Source organism: Bacillus cereus group sp. MYBK245-2 (assembly GCF_051916145.1).
In the GTDB taxonomy this organism is placed as follows: Bacteria; Bacillota; Bacilli; order Bacillales; family Bacillaceae_G; genus Bacillus_A; species Bacillus_A pacificus.
In genome coordinates, this window is record NZ_JBQAGB010000014.1 from 35908 (window position 1) to 49303 (window position 13396).

Genomic DNA, 13396 nt, shown 5'->3' on the forward strand with positions numbered 1-13396 from the left:
ATGTCCTTTATTGATGGAGAAAATTATCGTATGAAACGTGCAAGGAAAAAGAAGCATAAAGGTATTGTTATTTCTAGCATAGCAGGAACAATTGTAGGAGCTTCGTTATTTGCATTTGGAGCTCCTTTATTTTCAAATGATACGGACGCGTTTCCGCAAGCTGAAGCAAGTGGAAGTAATATGGCGGAAGCTCAAGGCATTAAACAGATTAGTTTTGTGGATGCTGTTGATCGTGCGTCTGAAGCTGTTGTTGGAGTTATTAATATTCAACGAGATAATTTTTCAGAGGCAGATTCAGAAGCAGGTACGGGATCAGGTGTAATTTATAAGAAGACAGATGGTCAAGCTTATATTGTAACGAATAATCATGTTGTTGCTGGAGCAAATCGTATTGAAGTAAGTTTAAGTGACGGTAAGAAGGTTCCAGGAAAGGTATTAGGAACCGATGTAGTCACAGATTTGGCTGTACTAGAGATAGATGCAAAGCATGTGAAAAAAGTAATTGAGATTGGCGATTCTAATACTGTTCGTAGAGGAGAACCAGTCATTGCGATTGGAAACCCACTCGGGCTCCAATTTTCTGGAACTGTCACACAAGGTATTATTTCAGCTAATGAGCGTATTGTCCCTGTAGATTTAGATCAAGATGGACATTATGATTGGCAAGTAGAAGTGTTGCAAACAGACGCAGCAATTAATCCGGGTAATAGTGGTGGTGCGCTTGTAAATGCAGCGGGTCAATTAATTGGTATTAACTCAATGAAAATTGCGGCAAAAGAAGTAGAAGGAATTGGGCTAGCTATTCCTGTTACTAGAGCTGTTCCAATTATGAATGAATTAGAGAAGTACGGAAAAGTAAGAAGACCGTATGTTGGAATTGAACTGAGATCATTAAATGAAATTCCAAACTACTATTGGTCAAAAACATTGCATTTACCAGGCAATGTAACAGAGGGAGTTTGCATTTTAGATGTGAAAAGTCCTTCGCCAGGTACAGATGCTGGTTTGCGAGAACACGATGTGATTGTAGCAGTAGATGGGAAACCAGTTCGCGATATTATCGGATTCCGTACGGCCTTATATGATAAAAAAATTAATGATAAAATGACTCTTACGTTTTATCGTGGTACAAAACGAGCAACAACAACGGTTAAACTAGGCATTCAAAAGTATTAAAAACAGGAGGGCCTACCTCCTGTTTTCTATTGTAGAAAAGTGAGGTGAAGAATATGAACTTACCTTGTTGTTTAGAACATGTTGAATTAGCTTTAGATATTATTGTGGATGAGTGTGAAGTGCCACCGGTTATTAACAATGTGGATAACTCAGAAAAAGAGAAAAAAACATGTGAATTTTGTCAAAATGAGGCGACATATGTTGTATCGAACACAGATTCTCACACAATATGTGGGTAACAATTGTGGATATGTGGATAAGTTATGTGGATAACATGTTTGTAAGGTGGGGAATACGTGTGAATATCTCGATTATTTCAATTGGGAAATTAAAAGAAAAATATTTAAAACAAGGTATAGCAGAATACTTAAAACGATTATCTGCATACGCAAAAGTAGAAGTAATTGAATTGCCAGATGAAAAGGCACCAGAAAATTTAAGTGAAGCAGAAATGTTAATTGTAAAAGAAAAAGAAGGTATACGTATACTAGATAAAATTTCTGATGATACGCATGTCATTGCGTTAGCGATAGAAGGAAAGCAAAAATCATCAGAAGAATTTGCAGTAAGCTTAGATCGTCTTGCTACATATGGGAAGAGTAAAGTTGCCTTTGTAATTGGTGGATCACTTGGACTAAGTTCAGAAGTAATGAAACGTTCAAATGAATCTCTTTCTTTTTCAAAGATGACACTACCACACCAATTAATGCGATTAGTATTGCTTGAGCAAGTGTATAGAGCATTTCGTATTAATCGTGGGGAACCGTATCATAAATAGTAATAGTACATTCAAACGGCTACAGATGTGGCCGTTTTCTATATTTCCTAAAATAAGTATGTTTCTATTTCTAAAAAAGTATGCTGTAATATGAAGAGGAAAAAGTATAAGTAGTCATAGAAGTGAGGAGTTAAAGGTGAAGAAGTTTAAGAAATTTTACTTGGAGATTACGAGTGTATGTAATCTTGCGTGCAGCTTTTGTCCGCCGACGGAAAGACAGAAGCAATTCATTTCTGTGGAGGATTTTGCAAAAAGGTTAGACCAAATTAAACCACACACAGACTACATTTATTTGCACGTGAAGGGTGAGCCGTTGCTGCATCCAAAAATAGATCAATTGTTAGATTTAAGCCATGAAAAAGGGTTTAAAGTTAATATTACAACGAACGGAACGTTAATTAATAAGAGAAGGCATAGATTGTTAAATAAGCCTGCTTTAAGACAAATGAATTTTTCACTGCATAGTTTTGATGGGCACCCAGGTTCACAAGATAAAGAGGGGTATGTAAGAAGTATACTTTCCTTCATTAGAGAGGCGACAAGTCAATCAGATTTAATTGTTTCACTAAGATTATGGAATTTAACGCAGGATAATAAAACGAATGCTGAAATTCAGAAGAATAGAGAGTTATTATCCATCATTGAAAATGAGTTTGATCTATCTTATCAAATTGAAGAGAAGCTTACACCAGGAAAAGGTATAAAAATTGCGGAGCGTGTCTTTATTAATCAAGACTATGAATTCCAGTGGCCAGCATTACATGAAGAAGAGGATGATGGAAAAGGATTCTGTCACGGGCTTCGAAATCAAGCAGGTATTTTAGCGAACGGAACGGTTATTCCTTGTTGTTTAGATGGTGAAGGGATTATTAACCTTGGAAATATTAATAATGATTCATTTTCTAACATTATAGAAGGCGAAAGAGCAACAAACATTGTTGATGGATTTTCGAGAAGAGTGGCAGTCGAAGAGCTATGTAGAAAATGTGGATACCGTAAAAGATTTGGAAAGTAAATATGAAATAAGCCCTCATAAAGCGAGGGCTTATTTTTTATTCTTGATAAGAGCGCTCTAATTCATCAATTAAGGAACCAACGTAAGAAACAGCCCTGCGGATTGCGTCTGGCTTTGACATATCGACTCCGGCATGTTTCATTAATTCAAGTGGTTTCATCGTACCACCAGCGCGAAGTACATCTAACCAGCGATCAACGGCAGGTTGTCCTTCTTCTTTAATCATTTGAGCTACTGCAGTAGATGCAGTGAGGCCTGCGGAATACGTGTAAGAATATAAGCCCATATAATAATGAGGTTGACGCATCCAGGTTAAGCCAGCACCTTCATCAATTTCTACGGAGTCTCCCCAGAATGTTGAAAGTACATTTGCTTTTATTTCAGTTAAAGTTGTAGCTGTAAGTGCTCCACCTTCTTCTGCTAGGCTGTATACTCTTCTTTGATATTCTCCCTCAAGTAAGTGAGTAACAAAGTTGTGATAATATGTGCCAAGTAGTTGCAGGATTACCCATCTGCGCATTCTCTTATCGTCATTCGTCGCTAATAAATGCTGGGCTAATAGTAATTCATTCATTGTAGATGGTGCTTCAACGAAGTACATAGATGGACGTACATTCATAATACGTTGGTTTTTATTTGCTAAATAAAAATGACCAGCATGCCCAAATTCATGAGCTAATGTGAAGCAGCCACGCATCGTATTTTGCCATGTAATTAAAATGTACGGATGAGAACCATATGGACTTGAACAAAATGCTCCAGTTGATTTGCCTACGTTATCTGCAAGGTCGACCCATCTTTCTTTGAATCCTTTTTCGATAATGGCACTATATTCATCGCCAAGTACTTGTAAAGATTCTTGAATGAGTTTTCCTGCTTCTTCGTAAGTAATTGCTGGATTAAATTCGGGATCTAAAGGTGCATGTAAGTCACAGAACAGCATTTGATCGAGTCCCAATACTTTCTTTTTTAAATCTGCAAAACGGCGCATATGAGGTGCTAATTCTTTATAAATAATATCGAGTTGATTGTTATACATTTCAAGTGGAACTTTTTGAGGTTCTAAAAGCATATGAGTAACAGATTCAAATTTGCGTAAACGAGAGAGTGTTACTTGTTTTTTTACCTCGGTAGCATATGTTGTTGCCACGGTATTCTTATATCGCTTCAAGGTGGATACAAATGATGAGTATGCCTTTCTGCGTATGTCTACGCTTGGAGAAAACTCATATTTACTTTCAAATAATGCAAATGAGACAGGGAGTTCGTTTCCTTGTTCGTCTTGTATGGAATTAAAATCCATATCGGCTAATTTAGTCATGCCGTAAATTTTGTATGGAGAACTATGTACTTCACCAAGTGCAGCAAGTGCTTCTTCAGTTTCAGGAGAGAGCGTGTGCTGCCTTTTTTGTAATATGTCTAGTAATGATTTACGGAAAGGTTCAAGTTTTGTTTCTTGAGTTAAATATTTTTCAATTGTTCCTTCTTCTAATGAGAGAATTTCATTATGAATAAAGGATAGCGCCGTATGTACTTTCGTCCATAAAGCGGAAATTTTGGAAGAGTTCGCTTGAACAACTGGGTTTGTACGGTCGGTAGATTCTTTTAAATTTGCGTAGGAGTATAATTTTGTTAACTTCATTAAAAGCTCTTCTTCTAAAAGTAGGCAATGTAATAAGGTCGTGGGACTAGTGTGTAATTGACCTTTAAACGCATCAAGTTTTTTTATATCATCTGTTAATACACGTAATGCAGTTTCCCACTCTTTATCAGATTCGTATAAATCAGAGAGGTCCCATGTTAATTCAGTAGGAACGTCTGCACGAATATGACGTTTCTCAATAGTTTTTTTCATTTGCTATATCCCCCTTATTATAAGTATTTAAAAACATAATACTAGAAAATTCAGTAAAATGAAAATATTTTACATTTCTATATATGAAAAAGAAGGACAAGCATAAAACTGCTTGTCCTTCGAGTTAAATTTAAAAATTAATATACTTTATCACCGTTGAAAATAGAGTTTTTCACGACTACATAATCCACAGTACGAATAGAGTCTAATTTTGTTCCACCAGCGTAAGAGATAGAAGATTGAAGATCTTGTTCCATTTCGATTAAAGTGTCTTCTAAAGAACCTTTATGCTCAACGAACATTTTCTTACCTTCAACGTTTTTCTTCTCACCTTTTTGGAATTCAGAAGCTGAACCGAAGTACTCTTTATAAAGTTTGCCGTCTTTTTCGATTGTTTCCCCTGGAGACTCTTCATGACCAGCGAATAGAGAACCGATCATAACCATAGTCGCCCCAAATCGAATAGATTTAGCTACGTCGCCATGTGTACGAATACCACCGTCAGCGATAATTGGTTTACTTGCAGCTTTTGCACACCAGCGAAGTGCAGCTAGTTGCCAACCACCAGTTCCAAAGCCTGTTTTAATTTTAGTAATACAAACTTTACCAGGTCCAATACCAACTTTTGTTGCGTCAGCACCAGCGTTTTCTAATTCTCTTACCGCTTCTGGAGTTCCAACGTTTCCAGCGATAACGAAGCTTTCTGGTAAATGCTTTTTAATATGTTGAATCATGTTGATTACAGCATTAGAATGTCCATGCGCGATATCAATCGTGATGTATTCAGGTGTAAGGTGTTCAGCAGCTAACTGTTGTACGAATTCATACTCGTCCGCTTTTACACCAACGCTAATAGAAGCGATTAATCCACGTGATTGCATATCTCTAATGAATGAGATTCGTTTCTCTGGTTGGAAACGATGCATGATATAGAAGTAATTATTTTCAGCTAAATAAGTTGCAATTCTTTCATCAATAATCGTTTGCATATTTGCAGGTACGACAGGTAATTTAAATTTATGTTTACCTAAAGTGACAGTTGTATCACATTCAGAGCGGCTGTTCACAATACATTTTGCAGGAATTAATTGAATATCTTCATAGTCGAATACGTTTTCCATCATTTACACCCCTAAAATACGAATATTTTATTTTTATTAATCAAAAATGTTCGTCCATATGATAATTTACATTGTTTTCATTAAAAAGTCAAAGGATTTCTTAACGTTTTTTTTAAAAGTAGATTTTATATCTAAAAAAAAACGTTAAAAACGAATTTAAAACGTTTTTTTGTTTGTATTGTTCGTTTATAAAAAGGGTTGAAAAATTAAGATAATTATACAAGGGTGTATGTATTCTTTTTATTTTTTGGAGTGGATGTAGGATTCTATGAAAAGGTTAATGCTAACAATACGAGCAAAAGATGTTATCAAGTAGTTGAACAATATATGAAATGCTAAGGTTTATTTCTATGTAAAAAGATGAATCTGGCATAATCCATCTTTTTATGTGAGGTTTCAAGTATAATAAGTAGGGCGATAGTAACGTATACAAAAGATAAAAAAGAAAATAATACAGAATAAAATGAGGTTAATATATGAGTAAAAAAGGGTTTTTTGAGTATAAATTAAGTAAAGAAATTGTAAGGGCACTTACGGGGTTAGGGTATGATCATCCAACAGAAGTACAAGGTGAGGTTATTCCAGTCGCATTACAAAAGAAGGATCTTGTTGTGAAGTCCCAGACGGGAAGTGGAAAAACAGCTTCATTTGGTATTCCACTTTGTGAGATGGTGGAGTGGGAAGAGAATAAACCACAAGCATTAGTTTTAACACCAACGAGAGAGCTTGCGGTACAGGTGAAAGAAGATATTACAAATATAGGGCGATTCAAAAGAATTAAAGCCGCCGCAATTTATGGTAAGTCCCCATTTGCACGTCAAAAATTAGAGTTAAAGCAAAAGACGCATATTGTAGTAGGGACTCCAGGGCGTGTATTGGATCATATTGAAAAAGGGACCCTTTCTTTAGAGCGATTAAAATATTTAGTGATTGATGAAGCGGACGAAATGCTAAACATGGGCTTTATCGATCAAGTAGAGGCAATTATTGATGAATTACCTACAAATAGAATGACAATGCTATTTTCAGCAACTTTACCGGAAGATGTTGAAAGGTTATCACGTACATATATGAATGCACCAACTCATATTGAAATTAAAGCGGCTGGGATTACGACGGATAAAATTGAACATACCCTTTTTGAGGCGATAGAAGACGAGAAGCTTTCACTACTTAAAGATGTAACAACGATTGAGAATCCTGATAGCTGTATTATTTTCTGCCGTACACAAGAAAATGTAGATCATGTATATAGACAATTAAAACGAGCTAACTATCCTTGTGACAAAATACATGGTGGTATGGTACAAGAAGATCGTTTTGAAGTCATGGATGATTTTAGAAAAGGAAAATTCCGTTATTTAGTAGCAACAGACGTAGCTGCGAGAGGAATTGATATTGATAATATTACACATGTTATTAATTATGATATTCCACTTGAAAAAGAAAGCTATGTACATCGTACTGGAAGAACGGGACGAGCTGGAAATAGTGGAAAAGCTATTACATTTATAACACCATATGAAAATAGATTTTTAGAAGAGATTGAGGAGTATATTGGCTTTGAAATTCCAAAGGCAATTGGACCTTCAAAAGAAGAAGTTATGAAAGGGAAAGCTGCATTTGAAGAAAAGATACATGCTAAACCAATTATAAAGAAAGATAAAAATGCAGACATCAACAAAGGCATTATGAAGCTGTACTTTAATGGCGGGAAGAAAAAGAAAATTAGGGCGGTAGATTTCGTCGGTACAATTGCTAAAATTAAAGGTGTTACAGCAGAAGATATAGGTATTATTACGATACAAGATAATGTTTCTTACGTCGAAATATTAAATGGAAAAGGACCACTTGTCTTGAAAGTCATGAAGACTACAACGATTAAAGGGAAACAACTAAAAGTTCATGAAGCAATTAAGTAAATAAAAACTATCCACTTTAATAGGTGGATAGTTTTTTATTTATGATTCTTTTAAATCATCCACTAGTTGCTCCGCTAAACGTCTATACATATTACTCATAGTCACGAAGGATGTTAGTAGTAGAAATTTTTCTAGCTTTGTGTCTTCTAAGGAAGAAATCTCATTTACTTCTGTAACACGGTTATTTACGTCTTGTTTAAAGCTTTCGACATTGCTTTCAGTAAGAGCAAGATAATTTTTGTATAACGTATTTAATTCGAATGAATCATCATTTAATAAGGAGTCATTTATAGTTTCTAATGAACTTTTTATGTCGTTAATGGAAAGAGCACCTTTTAATTGATAAATTAGGCTAATTAAAATCATATGCTCTTTTGAATATTTTTTATTTTTGATAGGGATGAATAGTTTCCCTTTTGCGTAATTATTAATCATCGTTTTTGTTAATACTTTTTCATCATCAGTTCTCGTTGTATCTGCATAAGTATTCTCAAATAGTTGGACAACTTGATCTACATATAAGTCAACATTTGGAATATCCTCAAGTTTAATATTTTTTTCTAAATGCAATGTCTCAAGTAATTCATTTATATTTTCCACGTAGAATCCCTCACTTTTATAACTTAGTGGAACTTAATGTCTAATACATCCTTAAATATGGTATTACGAAACAAATAAATTGTAAATGTTGACCTTAAAAAGAAATGTGTATATAATTACATGTAGTTATTGAAACTACATGTAATTATATGGGGGTGTTATTATGAATGCTTATGTAAGGGAACCAGTTAATGCATTTACTCACTTAGGTGGAGCGATATTATCATTTATTGCCTTATTAGCTATGCTTGTGAAAGTTTCTATCAAGATGCCATCATTTGCTGCAATTACAGCTGTTATTTTGTTTGGGATTGGAATGATGGTCCTTTATACGGCATCAGCTGTATATCATAGTGTTGTGGCCAATGAACGTGTTATTTACTTCTTTAGGAAGCTAGATCATTCTATGATTTTTATATTAATTGCAGGTACATATGCACCCTTTTGCTTAATTACATTAAATTCAGCAAGTGGTTTGCTATTATTTTGTTTAGTCTATGCAACTGCGATTTGTGGCATTGTGTTTAAAATGTTTTGGTTTAATTGTCCAAGATGGTTATCGACAGCAATTTATATTACGATGGGTTGGTTAATTGTTTTATTCTTTGCGCCTTTAGCTGAGAATTTAAGTACAGGAGGCATTGTTTTCTTAGTACTTGGGGGCATTTTTTATACAATTGGTGGATTTATTTATGGAACAAAGCCAAAATGGCTAGAGTTTAAATATATGGGACATCATGAAATTTTTCACGTTTTTGTATTATTAGGTAGTCTTGCACATTTTCTAAGTGTATATTGTTACGTAATTTAATAAGAAAAACGCCACATAACAAAAATTATGTGGCGTTTTTCTTATTACTTGATTGGAATCGTATATGTTATAAAATTATTATGGGATAAAATGTAAGTTTATGTGTTCGCATATTAAACATAGGATAAGAAATATGTGATATACTTTGAGAAGTTTATAATGAATGAAATATGGAGGACTATAATTATGGCAATACTTGTAACAGGTGGAGCAGGGTATATTGGTAGTCATACATGTGTAGAATTACTAAATAGCGGTTACGAAATTATAGTAGTTGATAATCTTTCGAATAGCTCGGTAGAATCTATAAATCGAGTGAAAGAAATAACAGGAAAACAATTTAAGTTTTATAAAGAAGATGTTTTAAATCAAGAAGCACTTGACGCAATTTTTGAAGAAAATGCAATCGAAGCAGTTATTCACTTTGCAGGATTTAAAGCTGTAGGGGAATCAGTAGCAATTCCATTAACATATTATCATAACAACATTACGAGCACTTTAGTGCTATGTGAAGTAATGCAGAAACATAATGTAAAGAAGATGATTTTTAGTTCATCCGCAACTGTATATGGTATCCCGGAAACGTCACCGATTACAGAGGAGTTTCCATTAAGTGCAACAAATCCATATGGTCAAACGAAATTAATGATTGAGCAAATTATGCGTGATGTAGCATTTGCAGATAGAGAATGGAGTATCGCGTTACTTCGCTATTTCAACCCATTTGGTGCACATGAAAGTGGACGTATTGGAGAGGATCCAAATGGAATTCCAAATAACTTAATGCCATATGTCACACAAGTGGCAGTAGGTAAGCTAAAAGAATTAAGTGTATTTGGAAATGACTACCCAACGAAAGATGGAACAGGCATCCGTGACTACATACATGTTGTAGACTTAGCAAAAGGTCACGTAAAAGCGCTAGAGAAAGTACTGAATACAACAGGAGTAGATGCTTATAATCTGGGCACAGGTACAGGGTATAGTGTACTTGAGATGGTTGAGGCATTTGAAAGGGTTTCAGGAAAGAAAGTTCCTTATAAAATTACAGAGCGTCGTCCTGGTGATGTGGCAATATGTTTTGCAGATGCATCAAAGGCAAAACGTGAACTAGGATGGGAAGCAAAACGTGGATTAGAAGAAATGTGTGCAGATTCTTGGAGATGGCAATCAAATAATAAAAATGGCTATTTGGAAGTTTAATATGTAGATACAAAAATGACCTTTGCATAAGCAAAGGTCATTTTTGTATTTATTTTCCGTTAAGTTTATTAGCTAATTTGGTAAAAAAAGTCCGCTGTTTTATAGGGATATTTGACTGGCAAAATGTATAATAATCAATATCTTTAATGTAAGTAAAGAGCCTAGAAATAGCATATAGGAATGTAATAGAGGATCCAACTGCGAAACTAATGCCGTAACCATTGAATCCAAATGGAAGCAGGATAAGGCTTAATAACAAGTTTGCAAAAAAGAAAATAGCTGATGTTCGAAATGCCCCTTTACGATCCTCAAAGTATAGGAGTAGTAATGTAATAACGAGTACCATTCCATTTGCATAAGCACCAACTATAGTTAGTTGCAGAATAGAGTAATTAAGTGTTATGTTTCCAGATTGCGAACTAAACATCCATATTATAAAAATAATAAGTAAGGAAAAAATACCTTGATTACGAAGTATACGTTCCATTTCCTGCTTTAAGACAAAGTTCATGGAATCCTTCAATTGTAAAAGCGTATGTAATGTTCCGCCATTGTTTACTGAACCGAAGAACTTTTTATATCTTTCATAAAACCTGGTTTCAATGGATACTACAAAGAAAATATAGGTTGGGATAATACTTAAATACGCCCAGAAAACAGAAGTATCATAAATTTGATGATAAATAAATGTGTTTTCAATATTTCCCCGACCGTCTCCAAACCAAATAACAAAATTACATACCCAAATACCCACATTGTAAAAGAGGCTTGACCAAAATAATTCTGGATATTTATCTAAATAAGACAGAAAGGTAAATTGTTCAGTAGCATCACTATTTGGAAACATTCTTACAATAACGATACTTAACCATACTAGTGTAATGAAAGTACCGAGTGTAAAAGAAATTAAAAGCAATAGGGCAGATCCATGTTCTAACCCAAGTGTAGGGTGCCAGTAAGCTACTAGGATAATTCCTAATAGGGAAAAAATGGATCCGATTAAAAATGCCAGTGCAATTGATTGATAATCTTTAGCTGCTGTTAAATAAATGGACTGAATCCAGATGATATTTAAAGCTAAAAATAAAAATAGCATCACGATTTTATAATATAAAGCTAATGGTGTGAAAAATGCAAATAAAAGCCATAACATAATAGCTAAAAAAAGTGTGATCTTTGTCATTCCTAAAAATGAAGAAAATACTTTATCAGCTTTTTGTTCGTATAAAAGGTCAGCTACATATCTAGTTACAATGAGCTGCAATGCTCCGTAAATAATTTGAGAAAAAATAAAGCAATATGAAATTGAAATAGTGAAAAGGCGCTGTTCTTCAATTGAAATAGAATGAAATAAACTCAAAATGAATCGAATAGTTGTTACTGCTAAAATAACGACTAACCAAGGACCAGCTGTAACAAATAACGAAAATCCATAAGCTTTTACCCTGGAAGAATAGTAGTCTTCCTGAAATAATTTTTGTAATCGAAATCCTATACCTGCCATGTTTTTGCACCCCTTTCTAAATAAAGCTTACGATAACTATCAACAACACCTGATAATTGATAATATGCTTCAATACGATTACGCCCATTGTTTCCGAATTGTTGAATGGATTCAGGGTGGCGATAATACCATTCTAAGTGGGTGGCAACTTGTTCAGGAGATACAGGTGGTACAACAAAGCCACATTGGCCGTAAGGATCTTCATCTTGTCCATAAATTAACTCCTTACAAGAACCAACGTCTGTAACAACCCATGGTAATCCCGATGCCATTCCTTCTAACATAGCTAGTGGTTGTCCTTCAGATATGCTGGTTAATACGAGAATATCCGTTTGTTTTAAGTAATCTTTAATGTTTACTCTGCCAGTCATTATTACATGTTCTTTTAATCCAAGTTGCTGAATTAAATCACGACATTCTTGGGCATACTCTGGTTCTTCTGTATCAGGACCTAATAAGTAGAAGATAAACGGAATATCTTTTTCTAATAATAATTTAGCTGCATAAATCATTGTTTTTACATCTTTAATTGGCACAACTCGTATAATAGCAGAAATAATGAGTTTATCTGAATTATGTTTTGGCTTACGTAGCCCCTTATAGTCAGATAAAGTAACACCATTTGGAACAATTTTTAGTTTATGGGCCGGAGCTCCTAGTTCTTTTTGATATGCACTATTCCGTCCGAATAACGTAATCACATCAGCAGCTTGTTCATATGCTTGGTGAGATAAATGATGGAAGAAAGAAACCCATCTTTTTTTGTATTCGATTGGTATCCAAGTTGATTGGAGTATTTCCTCTTCGCGTTCCCGAGAATAAATACCATGCTCTGTTAGAATAAATGGTATGTCAGATTTGGCACTAATTGCAGCTCCAAGAAGCCCACCATAGCCTGTAGATACAGAATGGATAAGATCTAATTCAGGAAAATCAATTTGTAAAATTTGAATGATTGGTGTGAACATAGATCTCCACATCCAAAAGTAATTTAAGAAAGAACCACTACTTTCTTCATACAAATAGCTTTCTTTCACTATTTCATAAAATTCACGACTTTCGAAGAAGGAATGTAGTGTTCCTAGCTTTTGCTTGTTTCCTAATATTTGTAATGCTTCTGTGTCGTTAGCTTGGAATGTAAACCATTTTTGAAGTGTTTGTACTTCATCAGTCGTTAAATTGGTTTTTATATGTTTTGAGTCACTTTCTGATTGTAAGGGAATCATAATGATATCTTTTACATTGTTAGGAATTTCATATTGATATTCCTCTTCTGTTTTTATTTGCGGTACGATCGCAAAAATGGTGAATTCATGTTCTTTAAATTGTTGGATAATCATTTGTACCCAACTTGCTACTCCGCCACTGACAAAAGGATAACTTCCTTCAACGACTAAACCTATTCTCATCT

12 protein-coding genes are annotated in these 13396 nt (G+C 34.5%); 7 read left to right on the forward strand and 5 right to left on the reverse strand.

All coding sequences use genetic code 11. The features are described from left to right. The 4 genes from ACTFRN_RS20880 (at window position 1) to ACTFRN_RS20895 (ending at window position 2969) form a co-directional block, all read left to right on the forward strand. Window positions 1–1176, forward strand: coding sequence for a S1C family serine protease (locus tag ACTFRN_RS20880; RefSeq protein WP_000008058.1), 1176 nt, complete (start codon window positions 1–3; stop codon window positions 1174–1176). 53 nt (window positions 1177–1229) lie between these two features. Beyond that, complete coding sequence (locus ACTFRN_RS20885) at window positions 1230–1415, forward strand: CxxH/CxxC protein (RefSeq protein WP_001052835.1); 186 nt, start codon at window positions 1230–1232, stop codon at window positions 1413–1415. A 59-nt stretch (window positions 1416–1474) separates the two neighbouring features. Continuing rightward, complete coding sequence (gene rlmH / locus ACTFRN_RS20890) at window positions 1475–1954, forward strand: 23S rRNA (pseudouridine(1915)-N(3))-methyltransferase RlmH (protein ID WP_001027003.1); 480 nt, start codon at window positions 1475–1477, stop codon at window positions 1952–1954. 136 nt (window positions 1955–2090) lie between these two features. Next, entirely contained in the window at window positions 2091–2969 is an 879-nt protein-coding gene (locus ACTFRN_RS20895) for a radical SAM/SPASM domain-containing protein (protein WP_000713634.1), read from the forward strand. Between the two features lie 37 nt (window positions 2970–3006). Here ACTFRN_RS20895 and pepF read toward each other — a convergent pair whose 3' ends face one another. Both pepF and guaC read right to left on the reverse strand, forming a co-directional pair. After that, a complete protein-coding gene (gene pepF / locus ACTFRN_RS20900; RefSeq protein ID WP_000750877.1) occupies window positions 3007–4824 on the reverse strand; it encodes an oligoendopeptidase F in 1818 nt (605 codons plus the stop codon). 137 nt (window positions 4825–4961) lie between these two features. Then, the gene (gene guaC, locus ACTFRN_RS20905) at window positions 4962–5945 is read right to left on the reverse strand and encodes a GMP reductase (RefSeq protein WP_000432432.1); all 984 of its coding nucleotides are present in this window, start codon (window positions 5943–5945) and stop codon (window positions 4962–4964) included. A 476-nt stretch (window positions 5946–6421) separates the two neighbouring features. Between guaC and dbpA the strand changes: the two genes are divergently transcribed. After that, complete coding sequence (dbpA, locus tag ACTFRN_RS20910; protein WP_000037423.1) at window positions 6422–7867, forward strand: ATP-dependent RNA helicase DbpA; 1446 nt, start codon at window positions 6422–6424, stop codon at window positions 7865–7867. Between the two features lie 39 nt (window positions 7868–7906). Here the strand turns inward: dbpA and ACTFRN_RS20915 are convergent, their stop codons facing one another. After that, window positions 7907–8467, reverse strand: coding sequence for a DUF1836 domain-containing protein (locus tag ACTFRN_RS20915; protein ID WP_000427879.1), 561 nt, complete (start codon window positions 8465–8467; stop codon window positions 7907–7909). A 163-nt stretch (window positions 8468–8630) separates the two neighbouring features. Here ACTFRN_RS20915 and trhA point away from each other — a divergent pair, with 163 nt between their 5' ends. Together trhA and galE are read left to right on the forward strand one after the other, a co-directional pair. Continuing rightward, the gene (trhA, locus tag ACTFRN_RS20920) at window positions 8631–9278 is read left to right on the forward strand and encodes a PAQR family membrane homeostasis protein TrhA (protein WP_000995364.1); all 648 of its coding nucleotides are present in this window, start codon (window positions 8631–8633) and stop codon (window positions 9276–9278) included. A 186-nt stretch (window positions 9279–9464) separates the two neighbouring features. Then, window positions 9465–10481 carry a UDP-glucose 4-epimerase GalE gene (gene galE, locus ACTFRN_RS20925; RefSeq protein WP_000996533.1) on the forward strand — a complete coding sequence of 339 codons (1017 nt, stop codon included), beginning with the start codon at window positions 9465–9467 and terminating at the stop codon, window positions 10479–10481. Between the two features lie 49 nt (window positions 10482–10530). On the opposite strand, the gene pelG is transcribed toward galE, so the two are convergent. Both pelG and pelF read right to left on the reverse strand, forming a co-directional pair. Then, window positions 10531–11985, reverse strand: coding sequence for an exopolysaccharide Pel transporter PelG (gene pelG / locus ACTFRN_RS20930; RefSeq protein ID WP_014893388.1), 1455 nt, complete (start codon window positions 11983–11985; stop codon window positions 10531–10533). Then, entirely contained in the window at window positions 11973–13394 is a 1422-nt protein-coding gene (pelF, locus tag ACTFRN_RS20935) for a GT4 family glycosyltransferase PelF (protein ID WP_001219499.1), read from the reverse strand. Before pelF ends, pelG begins: the two co-directional genes overlap by 13 nt. Window positions 13395–13396: the final 2 nt, after the last annotated feature.

Excerpts from the sequence above, each read along its gene's own strand:
- ACTFRN_RS20880 (WP_000008058.1), top strand. The coding sequence starts at position 1 with ATGTCCTTTATTGATGGAGAAAATTATCGTATGAAACGTGCAAGGAAA.
- ACTFRN_RS20885 (WP_001052835.1), top strand. The coding sequence starts at position 1,230 with ATGAACTTACCTTGTTGTTTAGAACATGTTGAATTAGCTTTAGATATT.
- pepF (WP_000750877.1), bottom strand. The coding sequence starts at position 4,824 with ATGAAAAAAACTATTGAGAAACGTCATATTCGTGCAGACGTTCCTACT.
- guaC (WP_000432432.1), bottom strand. The coding sequence starts at position 5,945 with ATGGAAAACGTATTCGACTATGAAGATATTCAATTAATTCCTGCAAAA.
- dbpA (WP_000037423.1), top strand. The coding sequence starts at position 6,422 with ATGAGTAAAAAAGGGTTTTTTGAGTATAAATTAAGTAAAGAAATTGTA.
- trhA (WP_000995364.1), top strand. The coding sequence starts at position 8,631 with ATGAATGCTTATGTAAGGGAACCAGTTAATGCATTTACTCACTTAGGT.
- galE (WP_000996533.1), top strand. The coding sequence starts at position 9,465 with ATGGCAATACTTGTAACAGGTGGAGCAGGGTATATTGGTAGTCATACA.
- pelG (WP_014893388.1), bottom strand. The coding sequence starts at position 11,985 with ATGGCAGGTATAGGATTTCGATTACAAAAATTATTTCAGGAAGACTAC.
- pelF (WP_001219499.1), bottom strand. The coding sequence starts at position 13,394 with ATGAGAATAGGTTTAGTCGTTGAAGGAAGTTATCCTTTTGTCAGTGGC.